Here is an 18643-nt window from a genome sequence, read left to right as displayed (position 1 = left end):
AAGACTAGTCCTTGACGGTCGAGATATCCGGCGCGTCGACCGCCTTCATGCCGACCACGTGATAGCCGGAATCGACATGATGGACCTCGCCGGTCACGCCGCGCGACAGGTCCGACAGGAAATAGACGCCGGAATCGCCGACCTCTTCCTGGGTGACCGTTTGCTTCAGCGGCGAATTGTACTCGTTCCACTTCAGGATGTAGCGGAAGTCGCCGATGCCTGAAGCGGCAAGCGTCTTGATCGGCCCGGCCGAGATGGCGTTGACGCGGATCTTCTTGGCGCCGAGGTCGACGGCGAGATAGCGCACGCTCGCTTCCAGCGCCGCCTTGGCGACGCCCATGACGTTGTAATGCGGCATCACCTTCTCGGCGCCGTAATAGGTCAGCGTCAAAAGCGAACCGCCGTCCGTCATCAGCGGCTCGGCGCGTTTGGCGATGGTGGTGAAGGAATACACCGAGATATCCATGGTGCGCAGGAAATTGTCGCGCGTCGTCTCGACATATCGGCCGGTGAGTTCGTCCTTGTCGGAGAAGGCGATGGCATGGACGAGGAAGTCGAGCTTGCCCCAATGCCTGGCGATATCGGCAAAGACCGCGTCGAGGCTCTCCGGGTCGGTCACGTCGCAATGGCCGGCGACATGCGCGTTGAGTTCGGCCGCGAGCGGCTCGACGCGCTTCTTGAAGGCTTCGCCCTGATAGGTCAGCGCGATTTCGGCGCCGTGATCGACGCATGCCTTGGCGATGCCGTAAGCGATCGACCGATTGTTGGCGACGCCGAGGATCAGGCCCCGCTTACCGGCCATCAGGCCCTGTCCACCTGCCATGTGCAAGCTCTCCGCAAGAATATCTGCTTTGTGGAGAGCCCTATCGCACAGGCACAGAGCCCCTTCAAGCGCTCAAAAGACACTGTAACAGGAACAAAATTCCGCCGATCAGCCTTTTTGGCGGCGCATCAGGGCCTCAAGCTCGGCATTGCCGCCTTCCGGCAGCATCAGCCGCACATGGGCGTAGAGATCGCCATGGCCGCCGGCTTTCTCCGGCAGGCCCCTGCCCTTCAGGCGCAGCACCTTGTCCGAGCTCGACCACGCGGGCACATTGACCGCGAGCTTGCCGGTCGGCGTCTCGACCGCCACCTTGGCGCCGAGCACGGCGTCGGCCAGATCGACGGGCAGGTCGACATGCAGGTCGCGCCCCTCGATCCGATAGCGCGGATGGCGGCGGATGTGGATTTTGACCAGCGCGTCGCCGGGCTGGCCCGGACCCTGCTCGCCCTGGCCCTTCAGGCGGATCGTCTGGCCGTCCTCGACATAGGCCGGCAGCTTGACCGCGACCTTGCGGCCGTCGGGGAACATCGCCGTCACCTTCTCGGCAGTGGCGGCTTCCTCGACGCTGATGTCCAGCGTGACGTTCAAGTCGGCAGCCTGGGAAGGCTGGCGACGGTCGCCGCCCCTGCCGCCGCCGCGCGCGCCGGAAAAGGCGTCGCCGAAGATCTGGCTGAAGATGTCGCTGTTGCCGTCGAACGGATCGCCGCCCGGACGCCCGCTGCGGAATTCGAAATGCGCGCCGCCGGGGCCTTGCTGACGCCGGAACCCGGCGAATGGATCGCCGCCGGCAGCACCTTCAAAACCCTGGAATTTCGGCTTGCCTTCGGCGTCGATCTCGCCGCGGTCGAAGGCGCCGCGCGCCTTTTCGTCGCCGACGACTTCATAAGCCTGATTGACGGCGGCAAAACGGTCCTTCGCCTTCGGATCATTCGGATTCTGGTCCGGATGATGCTTCTTGGCGAGCTTGCGGTAGGCCGATTTTATGTCCTTGGCCGATGCGTTCTTGGCAACGCCCAGCACCTCATAGGGGTCGCGCATGCTTCCTGCCTGCAAGAGAGATTGAGTCCACGGTTGTTCCCTATATGCGCTCGCATAGGAAGAAATTCCAGTGCCGCAAGGGGGATTAACGCCCGAAAGTCGGAGCGCCCCGAAATCAGAGCGCCCTGAATTCCTGCATGCGCCAGCCGCCGGCTTCGGCCAGGCAGAGCGTTCCCTTGTAGAGCGCAACGCCGTCGAAGCTTTCGCGCGTGGCGCTGAAACGGCGGCAGGTCACGCCGCCATCCTTCAGTTCCACCAGTTCGGTGATCGCGCCGCGCGAGCCGGTGCCGGAATTGGCCCATGGCACCGCCTGGCCACCCAGTTCCTTGATGTCGGCGGAGGAAACGGCGTTGCCGATGGTGGTCTGGTCGGAATCCTTGTCGGCCGCGGGCGCGGCGGGCACGGACGGCGCGCTGGCGGTGACGATCGAGCGGTCGACATCGGCCTTTTCCAGACTGAAGCCCCCGGCGCCGCAAGCGGCCAGCGGCAGCGCCAGTGTCACGACCACAGCCTTGACGCTGGCCGAAGCGATAAAGCCCCATTGCCTGCTGTCAAAAGCTTGCGCGATACGCGACAATCGGCGAACTCCTCCCGCAACGTTAAAAATTTGGAAAACTATGAACGAAACCGAGTTAACAAGGAGTGACTTCACCGAGGCGGCAGAGCCGTTCCGGCTTTTTGCCGCATGGCTGGAGGACGCCACCAAGACCGAGATCAACGACGCGAACGGCGTCGCGCTGGCAACCGTCGACGCCGACGGCATGCCGGACGTGCGGATGGTGCTGCTCAAGGGGTTCGACGAAAAGGGGTTTGTCTTCTACACGAATTTCGAGAGCGCCAAGGGCCGCGAGATTCTCGGCAGCATGAAGGCGGCGATGTGCTTCCACTGGAAATCGCTGCGCCGCCAGGTGCGCGTACGCGGGCCGGTGGAGATCGTCACCGACGCCGAGGCGGACGCCTATTACGCGACGCGGCCGCGCGGCAGCCGCATCGGCGCGTGGGCCTCGAAGCAGTCGAGGCCGCTCGAGAGCCGCTTCGCGCTGGAAAAGGCGGTGGCCGAATACACGGCGCGCTATGCCATCGGCGAAATCCCGCGGCCAAAACACTGGTCGGGCTTCCGCATCCTGCCGCAAACGATCGAATTCTGGCACGACAGGCCGTTCCGCCTGCATGACCGCGTCGTCTTTTCGCGCAACGCCGGCGGCTGGGACAAGGAGCGGCTTTACCCCTAATCTCCAAAGCCTGCCGGAAATCAGTCCTTCTCCAGCTGGAAAAGCAGGAAACGCGGCCGCTCGCCGGCGACGCTGACGGCCGGGCGGATGGATTTGGTCGCTTCCTTCGGCACCAGAAACGTCTCGCGCAGGTTGAGCGTGTCGCCGCTTTTTGCGCCCGAGAAAATAGCCGAGACGCAGGTTTCAACCTTGTCGGTGGTTTTCAGCGAAACGATCGAGGTCGGCGACCAGCGCCGGCCGTCCTTGTCGATCAGCATGACCTTGCAGCCGAGCCAGAGGTGCTGCAGGTCCGGATCGCCGACTTTCACCTGGAAGTCGGCCAGCACGGGCACCGAGTCCGGCGGCAGGTTCGACATGCCGAAAGCCCCGCGCAGGTCGGTCAGCTTCCAGTCGCTGCCGCCGAAATGCGTGCTCTGCCCCCAGGCGACGCGACGCGCGAACAGGTCGTTGTCGCCGAGCAACGCCTTGACGCTGTCATAGGCCTCGACGCCCAAGGCCAACGGGATCAGGAGGACGAGCGACCACAGGCTGCGGCGGCGCCATTTCCGCTCACCGACCCTACGTTCCTGGTCCAGAACCTCCGCCGTCATTTGCTATCCTCAGAGTGGCTGCGCCATGTCCAGCATGTCGACCGTGCCGGCTGGCAGGCCGTCCGCCGCGACGGTCACCGGCCCGAGTGATATTTCGGCCTGCGAATCCAGTGCCGCCACCAGCTTTTCGGAAACGAGCAAGGTCGCGTTGCTCACCTCGTCCGGCCGCAGTTCGAAAATCAGCCTCGCTTTCCTCGGCAGACCGGGATCGAGCGCGACCGGCAAAAGCCCGTTCATGAAGGACAGCCGCTCCGTCTGGTCGTAAGTGAGGCCCGTCGGTCCGCGCCAGGACGCGACGGAGACGACCGTCGACTGCGCCCGCGCCGCGAACTCAACCGTAACCACCGCCCAGACGCCGCCGGTGGTCAGGACCTTGCTCTGGCCGTACTGATCGACTGTCAGCTTGCGGGCGAACTCGATCTTCTCGGCATGGACCTCGAAGCCGCGCCCGACGACGGTGTCGCCCAGCTTGCCGCGCGCGGGGATCGGGCCGATCAGGTCGCCATAACGCGGCTTCGAAACCTGCAGACCGTAGCAGAACGCCACCGCGACAAGCAGCAGGATGGTGTTGGCCGACTTACGCATCATCATGGCGCATCATGGCTGCATATCCGCGCCGTCAGGCCCGGCGCCGACGGGAATGGTCATGGTGCCGATCGGCGTCGGATTGAACCAGCCCGGCAGGCCGTAAAGATTGTCGCGCGGCTTGTAGGTCTTGCTGATGACCGTCAGGTTGAAGCTTGCCGGCACCGCCGCCCCATCGGGCAATTGCCAGATATAGGCCATGCGTTCCGGCATGCCGGGATGCAGTTCCGGCGACATCGTCGAATCGCGCGTCAGCACGATGAAAGGTTTGGTTGCCGGATCGACCGTCTTCTGGCTTGCCTGCAGCAAGTCGAAATAATCCTTGGTGGATTTCGCTGTCCGGTTGGTCATTTCGAGCTCGAGTACCAGCGCCTTGCCGCCCGGCCTGAGCAACGCGCCGTAAGTGTATTTCTCCGCCGTGGCATAGGCCTTCAATGGCCGCAGGAGCCACTGCCCGGTTTCGATCCGGCCGGCCGGCGCCAGAGCCGGCAATGGCTCATGCCTTGCGGCGAAAGCACCCAAGACGCCGGCAACGGCGATTGCCGCCGCCGTACCGACGCCGGCGACGATCCAGGCTTTCAGCCGTGAACGAGCGCTTTCAAGCATTCTGCGCCTCGACTTGGCGGGCGTCGGCCGGTCCGGCGGGCTCGGTGTTCTCGCTGGTCTGGTGCTTGGGCAGCGCAAAGGCGGTTTCGAGGATCGCGGCGAGGAATGAGATGCGCAGCGGCTCGACAAGGATGCCGGTCGAGGAATCCTGGAACGGGCTGCCGAACAGCAGCGACACTCCTTGGGAAAGCACCTGCCATGTGTCAAGCTCGTGCGGGCCGATGAGCCGTGTCATGCCGAGCCACGCCCAGGCGGCCAGCCAGTCGATCAGGCGGTAGCCGACGATCAGGGTCACGATCAGCACCACGCCCGAGCTCAGCGTGATGCGCACGCCATTGGCGATAGGCAGGTAACGCGAACGGTAGCCGGAGATGAAATGCTCGGCGAAGTCGCGCAGGAATTTCGGGATGGCGCGGTAGCGCTCGCCAGACGTTCGACGCGCCGGTGCACGCGTATCAGTTCCTTGTCGTCGCGCACGTCATAGCCATAGATCAGCGCCGCGAGCACCAGCCAGATCACCGGCAAGAGCATGTAGAAGAACAGGTTCATGAGCTTGGTGGCCGTGTCGATCGAGCTCACCTCGACCGGCACCATTGGAGCGGCGAAGGCGCTGGTGACGGGATGCGTGGCGCCGTCAGCGGCGGCCTGCAGGACAGAAAAGATGTTGCGGCTCATGATCCAGCCGACGGCCTCGTCCTTCCAGCGCGAGATCACATAGAGACCGATGAAGATCCAGTTGGTCTCGCAGATCACCACGACGATCTGCCAGAAGGAGCGCGAGGCGCCGCGCTTCTGCATGGCGGTGGCCAGGCGTCTGATCAGCCAGGAGATGACGACCGACACGATCAGCCAGCGCGAATCCAGCACGTCGAGCACGTTGCCGGCGCCTTCGCCGAAGGGGGCCATGTCGAGGGTGACGCGCGAATATTGCCGCACGGTGTCGCCCAAAAAGCCCCAGGCGGCGTAATAGGCGAAGAAGGGCAGCAGCGCGACGCTGACCATACGCGCCAGCCGGGCGCTGCCGCTGCGCGGTCCGGTTTCGCTTTCACCCTGAGCCGCCTGTTGCGCGGCGCGCACGGAAGGCAAGGCGGGCAGCAGCGTCTGGAACAAGGCGACGGTGACGATGAGTTGAGTCAGCGCGACGAGCGTCAGCAGGGCGAGGCCCGCCATGTGGTTGAGCAGGGCGATGCGCGCAGCGACCTGCATGAACAGGTCGCCGAACATGATGCCCAAAAGCACGATGGCAACCAGTTGCGGCCAGAAGCGCCACCAGAGTTTCAGGGTCAGCGCCAGCGGTTTTACGGCAACGGCAAGCATGTCGGACGCTCAATCCGTCAATGCATGCCTCATCGTTTCGGAAGATTGCGCGTGGGCGGCAATTTTGCGGGCCATGTCTTCTCCACCGACCAAGCCCCCGCCCCGTCGGCTCTACGAGATAGGGCGGCGGGCTGAGAGTGTGCAGACCGAAAATCGCGTTTTACGCGAGTTTCGCGCGAAGCTGACACAACCTGACAGTGTCGCGGGATCAGCTCGACTTCTTGCGCGTCATGAAAGCGTTCAGCGCCGCGCGCGCCTCCTCTGAGGTCAGGCGCTCGCGGAAATGCTCGCTTTCGACCTTGATGCGGGCGACCAGTTCTTCGCGCGGCTCGCGCATGAGGTCGCGCGCGATCTTCAGCGCCTGCGGCGGCTTGGCGGCGATGGCGTTGGCGGCGGCCAGCACAGCGGCTTCCAGCGCGTCTTCCGCGACGACGTCGTAGATCAGACCCGCGGCCTTGGCGCGCTCGGCCGAAAAACCCTCGCCGAGACCGAGCAGAGCGAAGGCGCCCTGCCGCCCCAGAAGTTGCGGCGCAATCAGGCTCGAACCCGCTTCCGGCACAAGGCCGAGATCGACGAAGGGCGTGCGGAAGAGCGTACGCGGCGTGGCGAAGGTCATGTCGCAATGCAGGTTGAGCGTGGTGCCGATGCCGACGGCGATGCCGTCGACCCCCGACACCATTGGTTTTTCGGCCCTGGCCAGCGCCATCAGGAAATCCCAGACCTCGTTGCCGCCTTCGCCGCCGGTGGCGATGACCAGGAAGTCGGCAAGGTCGTTGCCGGCGGAAAAGGCACCGGGAACGCCGAGGAAGACATGGACGCGAACCGCCGGATCGGCGTCGCCCTCGGCAAGTGCGGCCGACATTTTCGCGTACATGGCGCGTGTCAGCGCGTTCTTCTTGTCCGGCCTGTTCATCCGGATGATCTGCACCGCGCCGCGGCGCTCGATAAGGACATGGTCGGTCACGATTTTTTCCCTGTGAACGTCAAGCGGAGATCAGCGCCTTGCCGGCAGCGGCGAGGCTTTCGGCGCCGTCGATGACGCGCTCCTTCAGGGCGCGCGTCTCGCCGAGCAGGTTCTCGGCGAAGAAGCGGCAAAGCGCGATGCGGTTGCGGTCGGCGAGGCCGCCCTGCGCCAGATAGGCGCCGCCGGCGGCAAGCGAGAAAAGGCGCAGATAGGGCGTGGCGCCAGCCATCGCGGCGTCGGCCTTACCGTCGGCCGTGAGCTTCTGCAGGAAGCGGGTCGCCTCGTCGAGATCAGCCAGCGCACGGTCGAGGTTGTCGGCCGTGCGGCCGAAGCCGTCGATGTTCGACGTGCGCACCGCATCGGCAACCGCTTTCAACTCGCCGATATAGGAATGGACGTGCTCGCCGCCGCCGAGCGGCAGCTTTCGCGCCACAAGGTCGATCGCCTGGATGCCGTTGGTGCCTTCATAGATCGGGGCGATGCGGGCATCGCGATAAAGCGCCGCCGCGCCCGTCTCCTCGATGAAGCCCATGCCGCCATGCACCTGAACACCCAGCGAGGCAACCTCGACGCCGACGTCGGTCGAGAAGGCCTTCGCCAGCGGCGTCAAAAGGTTGGCGCGGTCGCGCCAGTTGGCGGCTGCCTCGCCCTCGCCGAGGCGGGCACGGTCAAGCGCGTGCGCGCAGCAATAGCTGATCGAACGAGCGATCTGCGTCAGCGCCCGCATGGTGAGCAGATTGCGCTGCACGTCCGGGTGATGGACGATCGGCGCCATGCCGGGCCCCGAATAGTCAGAGGCCTTGCCCTGGCGGCGCTCATTCGCATAGGCGATTGCCTTCTGCGTCGCGGTCTCGGCCACGGCCACGCCCTGCATGCCGACGGCGAGGCGAGCGTTGTTCATCATGGTGAACATGCAGGCGAGACCCTTGTTCTCCTCGCCGATCAGCCAGCCGATGGCGCCGGGCGTCGCGCCCTGGAAGCCGTCGCCATAGATGATGGTGCAGGTCGGCGAGGCATGGATGCCGAGTTTGTGCTCGAGGCCGGAACAGAAGACGTCGTTGCGGGCGCCGAGCGAGCCGTCGTCGTTGACGAAGAACTTCGGCACCAAGAACAGAGAGATGCCGCGCGTACCGGCCGGCGCGTCGGGCAGCCTGGCCAGCACCAGATGCACGATGTTGTCGGTGAAATCGTGCTCGCCATAGGTGATGAAAATCTTCTGGCCGAAGATGCGGTAGCTGCCGTCGCCGACAGGCTCGGCGCGGCTGCGCAGGGCCGCGAGGTCGGAGCCCGCCTGCGGCTCGGTCAGATTCATCGTGCCCATCCACTCGCCGGAGACGAGTTTTGTGAGGTATTTGGCCTTGAGTCCCTCGGAGGCATGCTTGTCGAGCGCCTCGACAGCGCCCATGGTCAGCGTCGGGCCGATGCCGAAGGCCATGGCGGCGGAGTTCCACATCTCGAGCGCGGCGACGCCGAGCATGGTCGGCAGGCCCTGTCCGCCGAACTCTTCCGGCCCGGACAGCGCGTTCCAGCCGCCTTCGATCCAGCGCCGGTAAAGCTCCTTCCAGCCGGGCGGCGTGGTGACGGAAGCATCCTTCAGCACCGCGCCATGTTCGTCGCCGATCTTGTGGAGCGGCGCCACCTCCTCGCTGGCGAAGCGGCCGGCTTCGGCCAGGATCGCGTCGACCAGGTCCTCGCCGAGGTCGCCGAATGTGCCGGCATCCAGCGCCGGCTTCAGCCCGGCGACGTGCTTCAGCGTGAAGGCGATGTCCTCGACCGGCGCGCGATACATGTCTGCTGCTCCTCCTCCGTTCCGGCCAAGCGTAGTCGCATGGCTGAAGCGAAACCATCGTCGATCTCGCACCTTCTTTTTACGTAAACGTCAACTTTTGTCACGCGGATTTTGCATAGACTTCGTCATCCACGGGCTGCGAGCGTCGGTACGCTCCTTGCTCCGCCCACGAACGCGACGGGTTCGGCCAATTTTCGAGGCTTTTGTTGCCTTCAGGCGCTGATCGATCCCTCAGCGTATGCTGCGGCCCACCGCCTGCAGGGCCAGGAAGGCTTCGTAACGCTTGTCGTGTAACGCCCGCGTGGCGCCCGTCGCAGGTGCGAAAACGTCACCGAGCCGGGACATGGCAGGCATGGCAGTCGATAAATCCGCATACCTGCCGGCCGCCACCGCTCCGAGCATCGCGGCGCCGAGCAGTACCGGTTCCGGCGATTGCGAGGCGGCGACCGGCAGGCCGGCGGCGTCGGCGAGCAGCTGACGCACCAGCGGCGACTGCCCGGCACCGCCGCTGATGACGATGGTGTCGACGGCATGGCCAGACGACGCCATCGCGGCCACGATCTGGCGCACGCCGTAACCGAGGCCGCAAAGCCCGGCCACGTAGAGGCCGACGAGGCTTTCGATGGAGCGATCGGTGCCGAGCCCGGCGATCAAGCCGCGCGCATCGGGGTCGGCCAAGGGCGAACGATTGCCGAGGAATTCGGGCACCACATGGATGCTGCCCGCGAGCGCGACGGCGGCCGACAGGTCGCGCGAACCCGCCGTCGCTGCCGCGGCCAGCCAGTCGACCAGCGATTTGCCTTCAGCCGTGGCGCGCGCGGAAGCCTCGGCCTGGGCCGGGTGGAAATGCACCAGGAGATCGATCGCCGCGCCGGCCGCCGACTGGCCGCCCTCGCTCAGCCAGAACCCCGGCACCATGGCGGAATAGTAGGGTCCCCACACGCCCGGCACGAAGGCCGGACCTTCGCTGCTTGCCATGGTGCAGGCCGAGGTGCCGAGCACATAGGCCATGCGCGAGAGAGTGGTGCCGGCATCGCCGGCCGCCCCCACCGTGCCGACGCCGCCGGCATGGGCGTCGATCAGCCCGGCGGCCACGATCGTGCCCGCGAACAGTCCCAGTTCGGCCGCGGCCGCCTCCGTCAGGCCGGCACCCACCGCCGCGCCGGGATCGACCACTTCCGTGCCGATGCGAGCAAAACCCTCGTCCGCAAGCTCGCCGAGTCCGACGGCCTGGAAATAGCCGTCGTCCCACCGCCGCTCGTGGCTGAGATAGGTCCATTTGCAGGAAAGCGTGCAGACCGAACGGGCAAGGCTGCCGGTGGCGCGCCAGCTCAGGTAATCGGCGAGGTCGAAGAAATGCTTCGCTTTGGCAAAGGTCGCGGGCAGGTTTTCCTTCAGCCACAAAAGCTTCGGCGTCTCCATTTCCGGCGAGATGACGCCGCCGACATAGTCGAGGACCGGATGCCGCAGCGCATTGATGCGCCTCGTCTGGTCGAGGGCGCGATGATCCATCCAGACGATGATGTTTCGATCGCTGTCTCCGGAACGCCCCACAGGCAGCGGCTCGCCATCGTCGCCGACTACCACCAGGGAACAGGTCGCATCAAAGCCTATGCCGCCGATGTTCCGGGGGCCGACGCCCGACTTCGCGACCGCCTCGCGCACGCTGGCGCACACCGCCTGCCAGATGTCTCGGCTGGACTGCTCGGCGATCTCGCCGGGCTCGACGAAGAGGGCGATATCGCGCTTGGCGGAAGCGAGCAGCTCGCCGCGCTCGTCGAAGACGCCGGCGCGCGCGCTGCCGGTGCCGACATCGATGCCGAGGAAATGGGAAGGCATGGGGGACCTCAAGTTAAGGCAGTAGGCAGTAGGCAGTAGGCAGTAGGCAGTAGGCAGTAGGCAGTAGGAGATGGTCAGTGTTGAATGGCCGGACGCAAGAACCTCTTTCCCTATTCCCTACTGCCTAGTACCTACTGCCTACAGATCATTGCTCTGCGGCAGGATCACCAGGTCGCGGATGGTGATGTTTCTTGGCCGTGTGAGCATGAACAGGACGGCGTCCGCGACCTCGGTGGGCTGCATCAGCCCGCCGGCCGCGAGCTCGTCCTCGAGCTTCTGCTTCGGCCAGTCGCTGATCAGCGCCGTCACAACCGGCCCCGGTGCCACGGCGCCGACGCGCAGGCCGTGCTTGGCGACCTGCCGGCGCAGCGTATGAACGAACGCCTGGATGGCATGCTTCGAGGCCGTGTAGACCGGCTCCCAGACGACCGGAACCAGGCCGGCGATGGAACTGGTGACGATGATGTCGCCGGTCTTGCGTCCGACCATGTGCGGCAGCACCGCGTGCACCGAGCGGAAGACCGAGTTGATGTTGAGGTTCAGCATGCGGTCCCACGCGTCGGGATCGCCGTTCAGGATCTCGCCGCCGACATAGGAGCCGGCATTGGCGTGGAAGATGTCGAGCTGGCCGGCCTTGTCGAGGATGCCGGGCAGCATAGTCGCGACGCTGGCGGGGCTGGTGAGGTCGACCACCAGCGGGATCGCGCCGGAGCCGAGTTCGCCGACGATCTCCTTCAGCTTGTCCCCTGCCCTGTCGACCAGCACGACGCGGGCGCCGGCCGCCAGCATGGCCCTGGCGCATTCGAGGCCGATGCCCGATGCCGCGCCGGTGATCGCGGCGACTTTTCCCGAAAGATCGTGAGCCATGTGTACCCTTCTCGTTTGAACTGTTCAGGCGCGGCCGTGCGAAGCACGGGACCTGCGCGCCAGGGAGTCGACGATCACGGCGATGGCGAGAACGGCACCGGTGATCATGTAGCGAAGCGACGAGGACAGATCGAGCAGCGTCAGGCCGCTGGCGATCGACTGGATGACGATGATGCCGAGCAGCGCCGAATAGGCGCTGCCGCGGCCGCCGAACAGGCTGGTGCCGCCGATGACCGCGGCCGCGATGGCGTTCAGGTTGACATCGCCGGTGCCGGCCTGCTGGCTGGCGGAAGCGAGCCGCGCCGCCGCAAGCACGCCGCCGAGCGCGGCGAAAAGCGAGCACAGCGCGAAGGCACTGAGATAGATGGCGCGCACCTTGATGCCGGCGCGCCGCGCCGCCTCCCGGTTGCCGCCGACGGCGGTCATCGAACGCCCCCATTTGGTCCGGGTGAGCGCATAGTTCATCGCCACGACGAGGCCGACGAAGAGGCCGAACATCCATGGGATGCCGCGCGACTGGTTGAGGTAGGCGACGATCAGCTCGAGGCCGATTGTTGTGGCGGCGACGCGCAGGATGAGCCCGGCCACCGAAGGCGTCGACAGGTTGGCCGCGCGGCGGCGCGCGAAGGTGCGAAGGCCGCTGATCAGCATCGCCAGGCCGGGGATCGCCGCCAGCGTGTGCGAGACCCATTTCGGCATCACCATCAGCTGGCCGAAATCGACCAGAGCCGAGCCATAGGGCAGGTTGATCGAGCCGGTGGAGCCGAGGATGTAGAGCTGCATGCCCAGCACCGCGAGCAGGCCGGCCAGCGTCGACACGAAGCTCGGCATGCCGAGCCGGTTGAACAGCAAGGCATAGAGCGAGCCGATCAGGGCGCCAAAGGCCAACGCGGCGACGATGGCGAGCGCGACCGGCCATCCCTGGTTGACCCAGAGCGTGCCGACCATCGCCGAGGCGAAGCCGCTGATCGAGCCGACGGAAAGATCGATCTCGCCGACCATCAGCACGCAGACGATGCCGAGCGCGATGACGCCGACCGTCGAGCAGTCGAACAGGAGATTGACCAGATTGCTGCTGGAGACGAACACCGGGTTGAGGCTGGTGAACACGGTCCAGATGACGACGAGGCCGACGACGACCGGCAGCGAGCCGAGATCGCCGCTGCGCACGCGGTCGAGGAAGGCGCTGACCGCGCCGCCGAGGCCGGCTTCATGCTTCACTCGCGCATCGGCGCGGTCGAGCGCCATGGGAGCCGAATTGCCTTGCTCCGTCATGGATGCTGCTCCCTCGCCTGATCGCGTTCCGCCCGCAGGCGCTCGGCGCGGCGCGACACCGAATTGTTGGACGCGCCGGTGATGGCGCTCACCAGATCCTGGTTCGAGGCGTCGGGCTCGAAGACGCCGTTGTTGCGCCCCAGCCGCAGCACCACGATGCGGTCGGCGACGGCGCGGACATCCTCCATGTTGTGGCTGATCATCACGACGCCGAGGCCGCGCGCGCGGACGCGGTCGATGAGGTTGAGCACCTCCGCCGTCTGGGCGACGCCAAGGGCGGCGGTCGGCTCATCGAGCAGGATGAGTTTCGGCTCGAGCAGCAGCGAGCGCGCGATGGCGACCGTCTGGCGCTGGCCGCCGGACAGCGAGGCGACCGCCTCGCGCACGCTCGGAATGCGCGCCGACAATTCGTTTAGCAGCGTCCAGGCCCGCATCTCCATCGCCACCTCGTCCAGACGCAGCGGGCTGAGCTCGTTGCCGAGGAAAATGTTGGCGACCACATCGAGGTTTTCGCAGAGCGCGAGATCCTGGAACACCGTGGCGATGCCAAGCGTCAGCGCCGCGCGCGGGTCGGGCAGCGTCACCGCCCTGCCGCGGAAATTGATCGTTCCCGAACTCGGCTGATGCACGCCGGCGAGGATCTTGACCAGGGTCGACTTGCCGGCGCCGTTGTCGCCGACCAAAGCGACGACCTCGCCGGCATGGACGTCGAAATCGATATCGGTCAGCGCCGAAACGGCGCCGAAATTCTTCGATATGCCGCGCAGGCTGAGCACCAGCTCGCCGACGGAAGCCGACCCTTCAGGACTCTCACTCATGCGCCGCCTTTCTTGACAGTCGTTCCCTGGGCATCCGGCCGCCGACTGGCGGCCGGATGCCATATTATCAGTTGGTGATACCGAGCTTCTTGCAGCCTTCGGCATAGCGATCGACGCAGAGTTCGGCGGCCGTGTTGATCTTCTTGTCGATGATCTCGGCCTTGAGGTTCTCCTGCGTCACCACCGCCGGGGTGAAGAGCTGCGAGGGCGTGTCGTAAAGCGTCATCTCGGCCTTCGGCGTCTCGCCCGACAACAGCTTGACGGCGACGTTGGCCGCGGCCGCCGCGACGATCTCGCTCGGCTTGGAGATGGTGTTGTACTGGTCGCCGGCGATGATCAGCTGCAAAGCCGCGATCGTCGCATCGTTACCGGTCACCGGCGGAACCGGATCGACGCCGGCCGCCTTGAAGGCGGCGATCGCGCCGCCGCCGGTGCCGTCATTGGCGGCGACGACGCCGAGGATCTTGGCGCCGAAACGCGTGACCTGGCCGCTCGCCCATTGCTGGGCCTTCGGCGGCGCCCATTCCGGCGTGTCGAACTCGGCCAGGATCGGATAGCCGCTGTTGTCGAGACCTTCGTGGATGCCCTTCTTGATCAGGCCCGCTGCGGCATCGGTCGGGGAACCGTTGATCTGCAGCAGGCCGCCACCGGCCGGGTCGACCTTGAGCGCCTTGAGATGCTCGACCAGCGAGTCGGCGATCGCCTTGCCGATGCCCTCATTGTTGAAGGACACGTAGAAATCGGCGGGCGCGGTCGGGATGGGCCGGTCATAGGCGATCACCTTGACGCCCTGGCTCTGGGCCAGCTTGACCAGCGAGGCGGCGGCGGTGGAATCGACCGGATCGAGCACGATCGCCTTGGCGCCCTGCGAGATCACCGAATTGAACTGCTGCTGCTGGCGCGCCGCATCGGCATCGGCGTTCTGGTAGATCACCTTGCAGCCCGGGCAGAGCTTCTTCATCTCGGCGACGAAGCCGGGATAGTCGTGCTGCTCGTAGCGTGTCGATGCCTGGTCGGGCATCAGGAAGGCAACCGTGGCGTCGGTGACGGCGCCGGCGAATGCCGCCGTGCTGGCGAGCAGCGAGGCCGCGAAAACGGCCGCGACCGTCGATTTCAAGGCAAACGGCGATTTCCAAGTATTTCTGGTCATTCGAATGTCTCCGTTTCGAGAAATGGTTTCACGATGACCTGCGCGATGAACGACGCATCAGGCCTTGACTGCATGTCGAACTGTTGCAAGGAGTGTGATCGGCGGCGGCCGAGGATCGATCCGATCCCGGTTGGCCGCGAACATCCTCCTGACGTGCTGGTTTCAGGACAAACGATCCCTAGCACAGGATGCCTCGCACCCCGCGTCTTTCCCTCCCTGAATTCTCTTCGTTTCGACGCAATTCCGGCCAGAAATCTTTCAGGCCGAAATTGCCTTTGGCTCCTCCCGCTTCCTCCCTGTTAGGCGGCAATCTCCGCGTTGATGTTCTGCGCCAGCAACGCCCTGAAGCGCGAAGGCGACATGCCTTTCTGCGCCAGGAACTGGCGGTTGAAATTCGAGATGTTGTTGTAGCCGGCGGCGTAGCAGATTTCGGTGATCGACATCTGGCCCTCGCTCATCAGCAGCTGGCAGGCCAGGTTGACGCGCAGCCGGTTGACATACTGCACCAGCGCCATTCCGGTGTGGCGACGGAAGCTGCGCGAGAAGGCGCTCGGGCTGCGCCCGGCGATCTCGGCCAAAGTGCCTTCGCTGAAGGGCTCGGTCAGGTGGCCGTTGATATAGGCGAGAGCCTGGTTGATGCCTGCCGACATGAAGCCCGAGGGGTCCGGCAGATAGCCGGCGCTGGCCAAAGTGCGGACATCGCCGGCGCGGTTCAAGACATCGAGCACGGCCATGAACAGCGACAGGCGGCGCACGCCCTGCGCCTCGGTCAGCTCCGCCAGCAGGGGCGCCGCGAGCTCGGCCGTCGCCGGCGAGAACAGCGCGCCGCGACGGCTGGTCTCGAGAATCCCGGCGCAGGCGGCAAGTTCAGGTAACGCCGCAGAAGCGTCGGCGATGAATTCTTCGGAGAACTGCACGACGCGGCCACGCAGCGGCACGGTCTCGCCCGGCGGCACGTCGCTGACCCAGTTGTGCGGCAGGTTGGGTCCGGTGAGCACCAGATTGCCCGGCTCGAACTCGCCGATGAAGTCGCCGACGAAATAGCGGCCGGTGGTGGCGACGACCAGATGCAGCTCGTATTCGGGATGGAAGTGCCAGCGCACGGTGCGGAAAGGATAGCCGTGGGCCCAGGCCTTGAACGACTCTCCTTGTCTGATCTGGACGACTTCCAGGTCCGGATTCATGCTCATTTTCCTCCCCGCGCGGGTCCGGGCTTGTGACCGGTTGCTGCGCTTCGTTCGGCGGGCCGTGTATTCCCACTGGCCGCCATGATTGAAAGCTTAGGCGGCAATTGAAGCGCCTGCCACCACGGCTTGTCCACCCGACCGATACTTTTTTGACGTTTTGGAGCAGGCCGAAGCAGCCGATGTTCTGAAAGCAATTCCTTAACCATAGCCGTTCAGGATCGTTCCCTGGTCAGTGGGGACACCCTGATTGAAAAAGCCGGCGCGCCCTCTTCGCCGCCTGGCTCTGATCGCTGCGGCGATGGTGCTGGGCACGGCGGCAAAGGCCTCGGATTTCTCCGAGCCGTGGAAGAATGCCGACCGCCCGCTGGTGATCGACGCTTACGAATACAATTCGATCGACTGGCAGCAACTCGTCACCGACAAGCGCATCGCCGGCTTCATCAACAAGGCGTCCGACGGGCTGCCGCCGCCTTACTTCTGCTTCGGCGCCGAGGCGGACGTCAAACTCTGCAAGGCGCAGTGGAAGCGCTATGCGGTGACGCGCGAATTGTTCCAGACGCGCAAGGTCGTGGCCAAGGCGCTTGGGCTGAAATGGGGCGCCTATCATCTCGCGCGCCCCGGCAACCCGGTCGAGCAGGCCAACAATTTCATCGATTTCGCGGAGCCGGCGCCCGACGAGCTGATGGCCCTGGACATCGAAGGAATCGATCCTGCGCAATGGATGTCTTTGGAAGACGCCGAGGAGTTCGTGCGCCAGGTGCACCGCCGCCTCGGCCGCTTTCCGGTGCTCTACGTCAACGGCAAGACCGCCCAGTACATCGCCGACAACCGTTACCAGTATCGCCTCTTGTCACGGTTGCCGCTCTGGTATGCGCGCTACAAGCCCGACATCGACGTGCATTTCCCGATGGGCAACTGGCAGGGCTACGCGCTGTGGCAATTCTCGGCGCAGGCCAATTGCGGCCGGTTCCGTTGCCCCTATCGTGTACCGGGCACGCCCAACGACATCGACGTCAGCGTCGCGCCGATGAGCGCCGACCAGCTGCGCCAGGAGTGGGCCTTTGGCGGCCTGCTCGACGTGCCGTCAGACTACCTCGCCTCGATCCCGGTGCCAGTTCCGCGCGAGACGGCGCTGGCCGGCAAGGTGACGATCACCTATGCCGATGTGGCGACGCCGCCGACCGTCGAGGAAATGGTCGCCGTGCTCGGATCGCGCTGGGACAAATTCCGCGCCGGTTTCCACATGCCGGTGGTCAAGACGGTGCCGCGGCGCCCGGGCTTCGGCATCGTGCAATATGTCGCCTGGAAGCGGACCGAGCAGCGCACGCCCGAGCAGATCGACGCGGCGTTCGCGGCCGCCGATCCGGTCAACACCGCTTCGACCGCTCTCGACCAGAAGCGGCACTGAGCTCTAAAGCGCGTGTCGTTGTCCCAAAATCGCTGCGCACTTTTGGGCGACGTGCATTGAGCATCGTCAGCGATGGTTCCCCAGGCTGGCATACATGCCGGTGGTGCGGAACTGCGTCGGATTGATGCCGTAGCAGCGCCGAAAGACCTTGGAGAAGTAGTTCGCGTCCTCGAACCCGCACAGCACCGCGACCTCTTTGACCGGCAGGAAGTCCGCCTTGGTCAGGAGCTTCGCCGCGCGCTGCAGCCGCTGCTGCAGGACGAACTCCGCCGGCGGCAGTCCCTCGCTCTCGGCGAAGCAACGCGAGAAATGGGCGCGGCTGAGGCCGCTGATCTCGACCAGTTCCGCCACTGGCAGCGGCTTGTCGAGATTGGCGTTGATGTGGTCGATGACCGGTTGCATGGCGCTCTGCTTTTCGGCGAAGGCATGCGAGCCGAAGACATCGTCGTAAAGCGCCATCGCCGCCTCATAGGCGATCGCCGAGGCAGCGCCGGGCGAACCGGCACCCTTGATGAGCCGCAGGCTGCAATCGGCTAGATGATCGATGGTCGCCTGCTGCAGCCGGAGCACCGGGCCGGAGACGCTAAGAATAGACTTGTGGACGCGCAGCGCCTCCTCGCCATTCATCGAGATCCAGAAATATTCCCAGCGGTCGCCCTTCGCCAGCCAATAGCGATGGTTGTGCGGCACCAGCACCAGCAGCGTGTCGTTGGCCTGCAGCCGATAGCTGCGGTTTTCGTAGCGTAGCTGGCCGGCGCCGCTGATGGTGTGCTGGAGCACGGTGAAGGGCGTCTGGCCGCGCTTTCGCCCGTCCCAGTCATAGGTCTCATCCTCGCGCACTTCATAGCCCGTGCTGGTCGGCATGGCATGCAGACGCTGGCGGCCGCGCGGCAGCGAAATCGTCCGCATCAGCTTGCCGTTGGCGATCAGGTCCCGCAGCACAAAATTACCCTCGAAAGCATAATCCTTCTCTGGTCGCGCCGGCGAATAAGCGCATAATCGGGCCCTCAAGAACGGGAATGACCCGCGGTCGAGGAGCGGGCGGGAGGAGAAAAAGCCGGATTTCCGGATTTGAGCGGTGCGTGCGCCATGGCGCGCGACCGTAATCCTCCCTTGCTGCTCCTTGCCTAGCATTCGATTGGATCGAGGTGAAGG

Annotated in this window: 19 protein-coding genes; 2 read left to right on the top strand and 17 right to left on the bottom strand. The window is 65.2% G+C overall.

The window, feature by feature from the left end; translation table 11 throughout:
* Window positions 1–4 precede the first annotated feature (4 nt).
* The 3 genes from fabI to DPM33_RS02600 form a co-directional block, all read right to left on the bottom strand.
* The gene (gene fabI, locus DPM33_RS02610) at window positions 5–823 is read right to left on the bottom strand and encodes an enoyl-ACP reductase FabI (protein WP_112095313.1); all 819 of its coding nucleotides are present in this window, start codon (window positions 821–823) and stop codon (window positions 5–7) included.
* A gap of 108 nt (window positions 824–931) precedes the next feature.
* Entirely contained in the window at window positions 932–1861 is a 930-nt protein-coding gene (locus DPM33_RS02605) for a DnaJ C-terminal domain-containing protein (RefSeq protein ID WP_112095312.1), read from the bottom strand.
* A 115-nt stretch (window positions 1862–1976) separates the two neighbouring features.
* Complete coding sequence (locus tag DPM33_RS02600) at window positions 1977–2438, bottom strand: RT0821/Lpp0805 family surface protein (RefSeq protein ID WP_112095311.1); 462 nt, start codon at window positions 2436–2438, stop codon at window positions 1977–1979.
* A 40-nt stretch (window positions 2439–2478) separates the two neighbouring features.
* On the opposite strand from DPM33_RS02600, the gene pdxH reads away from it, so the two are divergent.
* Window positions 2479–3093, top strand: coding sequence for a pyridoxamine 5'-phosphate oxidase (gene pdxH / locus DPM33_RS02595; RefSeq protein ID WP_112095310.1), 615 nt, complete (start codon window positions 2479–2481; stop codon window positions 3091–3093).
* A gap of 20 nt (window positions 3094–3113) precedes the next feature.
* On the opposite strand, the gene DPM33_RS02590 is transcribed toward pdxH, so the two are convergent.
* The 13 genes from DPM33_RS02590 to DPM33_RS02535 form a co-directional block, all read right to left on the bottom strand.
* Window positions 3114–3683, bottom strand: coding sequence for a hypothetical protein (locus DPM33_RS02590; protein ID WP_112095309.1), 570 nt, complete (start codon window positions 3681–3683; stop codon window positions 3114–3116).
* Between the two features lie 9 nt (window positions 3684–3692).
* Entirely contained in the window at window positions 3693–4274 is a 582-nt protein-coding gene (locus DPM33_RS02585; protein ID WP_112095308.1) for a hypothetical protein, read from the bottom strand.
* Window positions 4275–4280: 6 nt separating this feature from the next.
* The gene (locus DPM33_RS02580; RefSeq protein ID WP_112095307.1) at window positions 4281–4874 is read right to left on the bottom strand and encodes a hypothetical protein; all 594 of its coding nucleotides are present in this window, start codon (window positions 4872–4874) and stop codon (window positions 4281–4283) included.
* Window positions 4867–5205 (bottom strand): hypothetical protein, encoded by a 339-nt coding sequence (locus DPM33_RS36765; RefSeq protein WP_245441967.1) that lies wholly within the window; start codon window positions 5203–5205, stop codon window positions 4867–4869. The genes DPM33_RS02580 and DPM33_RS36765 overlap by 8 nt, the downstream gene beginning before the upstream one ends.
* Window positions 5190–6191 carry a hypothetical protein gene (locus tag DPM33_RS02575; RefSeq protein WP_245441966.1) on the bottom strand — a complete coding sequence of 334 codons (1002 nt, stop codon included), beginning with the start codon at window positions 6189–6191 and terminating at the stop codon, window positions 5190–5192. The genes DPM33_RS36765 and DPM33_RS02575 overlap by 16 nt, the downstream gene beginning before the upstream one ends.
* Before the next feature lie 208 nt (window positions 6192–6399).
* Entirely contained in the window at window positions 6400–7155 is a 756-nt protein-coding gene (locus DPM33_RS02570) for a crotonase/enoyl-CoA hydratase family protein (RefSeq protein WP_112095306.1), read from the bottom strand.
* Window positions 7156–7174: 19 nt separating this feature from the next.
* Window positions 7175–8944: an acyl-CoA dehydrogenase family protein gene (locus DPM33_RS02565; protein ID WP_112095305.1), complete on the bottom strand. Its 1770-nt coding sequence runs from the start codon at window positions 8942–8944 to the stop codon at window positions 7175–7177.
* Window positions 8945–9175: 231 nt separating this feature from the next.
* Window positions 9176–10783: an FGGY-family carbohydrate kinase gene (locus DPM33_RS02560; RefSeq protein ID WP_112095304.1), complete on the bottom strand. Its 1608-nt coding sequence runs from the start codon at window positions 10781–10783 to the stop codon at window positions 9176–9178.
* Between the two features lie 138 nt (window positions 10784–10921).
* On the bottom strand, window positions 10922–11650 hold the full coding sequence (locus DPM33_RS02555; RefSeq protein ID WP_112095303.1) for an SDR family oxidoreductase: 729 nt from the start codon (window positions 11648–11650) through the stop codon (window positions 10922–10924).
* A gap of 24 nt (window positions 11651–11674) precedes the next feature.
* A complete protein-coding gene (locus DPM33_RS02550) occupies window positions 11675–12925 on the bottom strand; it encodes a sugar ABC transporter permease (protein ID WP_112095302.1) in 1251 nt (416 codons plus the stop codon).
* Complete coding sequence (locus DPM33_RS02545; RefSeq protein ID WP_112095301.1) at window positions 12922–13743, bottom strand: ATP-binding cassette domain-containing protein; 822 nt, start codon at window positions 13741–13743, stop codon at window positions 12922–12924. Before DPM33_RS02545 ends, DPM33_RS02550 begins: the two co-directional genes overlap by 4 nt.
* A 67-nt stretch (window positions 13744–13810) precedes the next feature.
* Window positions 13811–14893 carry an ABC transporter substrate-binding protein gene (locus DPM33_RS02540; RefSeq protein WP_112095300.1) on the bottom strand — a complete coding sequence of 361 codons (1083 nt, stop codon included), beginning with the start codon at window positions 14891–14893 and terminating at the stop codon, window positions 13811–13813.
* Between the two features lie 299 nt (window positions 14894–15192).
* On the bottom strand, window positions 15193–16077 hold the full coding sequence (locus tag DPM33_RS02535; RefSeq protein ID WP_112095299.1) for an AraC family transcriptional regulator: 885 nt from the start codon (window positions 16075–16077) through the stop codon (window positions 15193–15195).
* A gap of 301 nt (window positions 16078–16378) precedes the next feature.
* On the opposite strand from DPM33_RS02535, the gene DPM33_RS02530 reads away from it, so the two are divergent.
* A complete protein-coding gene (locus tag DPM33_RS02530) occupies window positions 16379–17488 on the top strand; it encodes a glycoside hydrolase family 25 protein (RefSeq protein WP_112095923.1) in 1110 nt (369 codons plus the stop codon).
* A 66-nt stretch (window positions 17489–17554) separates the two neighbouring features.
* Here DPM33_RS02530 and DPM33_RS02525 read toward each other — a convergent pair whose 3' ends face one another.
* Window positions 17555–18622, bottom strand: coding sequence for an AraC family transcriptional regulator (locus tag DPM33_RS02525; protein ID WP_342634309.1), 1068 nt, complete (start codon window positions 18620–18622; stop codon window positions 17555–17557).
* Between the last annotated feature and the right edge of the window lie 21 nt (window positions 18623–18643).

Source organism: Mesorhizobium hawassense (assembly GCF_003289945.1).
Taxonomy (GTDB): Bacteria; Pseudomonadota; Alphaproteobacteria; order Rhizobiales; family Rhizobiaceae; genus Mesorhizobium; species Mesorhizobium hawassense.
This window is presented reverse-complemented; position numbering and strand designations above follow the sequence as displayed.

Bases quoted from the DNA above. Each gene is read 5' to 3' on its own strand.
- fabI (WP_112095313.1), bottom strand. From the start codon at position 823: ATGGCAGGTGGACAGGGCCTGATGGCCGGTAAGCGGGGCCTGATCCTC.
- DPM33_RS02605 (WP_112095312.1), bottom strand. From the start codon at position 1,861: ATGCGCGACCCCTATGAGGTGCTGGGCGTTGCCAAGAACGCATCGGCC.
- pdxH (WP_112095310.1), top strand. From the start codon at position 2,479: ATGAACGAAACCGAGTTAACAAGGAGTGACTTCACCGAGGCGGCAGAG.
- DPM33_RS02590 (WP_112095309.1), bottom strand. From the start codon at position 3,683: ATGACGGCGGAGGTTCTGGACCAGGAACGTAGGGTCGGTGAGCGGAAA.
- DPM33_RS02585 (WP_112095308.1), bottom strand. From the start codon at position 4,274: ATGATGATGCGTAAGTCGGCCAACACCATCCTGCTGCTTGTCGCGGTG.
- DPM33_RS02580 (WP_112095307.1), bottom strand. From the start codon at position 4,874: ATGCTTGAAAGCGCTCGTTCACGGCTGAAAGCCTGGATCGTCGCCGGC.
- DPM33_RS02575 (WP_245441966.1), bottom strand. From the start codon at position 6,191: ATGCTTGCCGTTGCCGTAAAACCGCTGGCGCTGACCCTGAAACTCTGG.
- DPM33_RS02565 (WP_112095305.1), bottom strand. From the start codon at position 8,944: ATGTATCGCGCGCCGGTCGAGGACATCGCCTTCACGCTGAAGCACGTC.
- DPM33_RS02560 (WP_112095304.1), bottom strand. From the start codon at position 10,783: ATGCCTTCCCATTTCCTCGGCATCGATGTCGGCACCGGCAGCGCGCGC.
- DPM33_RS02555 (WP_112095303.1), bottom strand. From the start codon at position 11,650: ATGGCTCACGATCTTTCGGGAAAAGTCGCCGCGATCACCGGCGCGGCA.
- DPM33_RS02550 (WP_112095302.1), bottom strand. From the start codon at position 12,925: ATGACGGAGCAAGGCAATTCGGCTCCCATGGCGCTCGACCGCGCCGAT.
- DPM33_RS02545 (WP_112095301.1), bottom strand. From the start codon at position 13,743: ATGAGTGAGAGTCCTGAAGGGTCGGCTTCCGTCGGCGAGCTGGTGCTC.
- DPM33_RS02540 (WP_112095300.1), bottom strand. From the start codon at position 14,893: ATGACCAGAAATACTTGGAAATCGCCGTTTGCCTTGAAATCGACGGTC.
- DPM33_RS02535 (WP_112095299.1), bottom strand. From the start codon at position 16,077: ATGAATCCGGACCTGGAAGTCGTCCAGATCAGACAAGGAGAGTCGTTC.
- DPM33_RS02530 (WP_112095923.1), top strand. From the start codon at position 16,379: ATGGTGCTGGGCACGGCGGCAAAGGCCTCGGATTTCTCCGAGCCGTGG.
- DPM33_RS02525 (WP_342634309.1), bottom strand. From the start codon at position 18,622: ATGCTAGGCAAGGAGCAGCAAGGGAGGATTACGGTCGCGCGCCATGGC.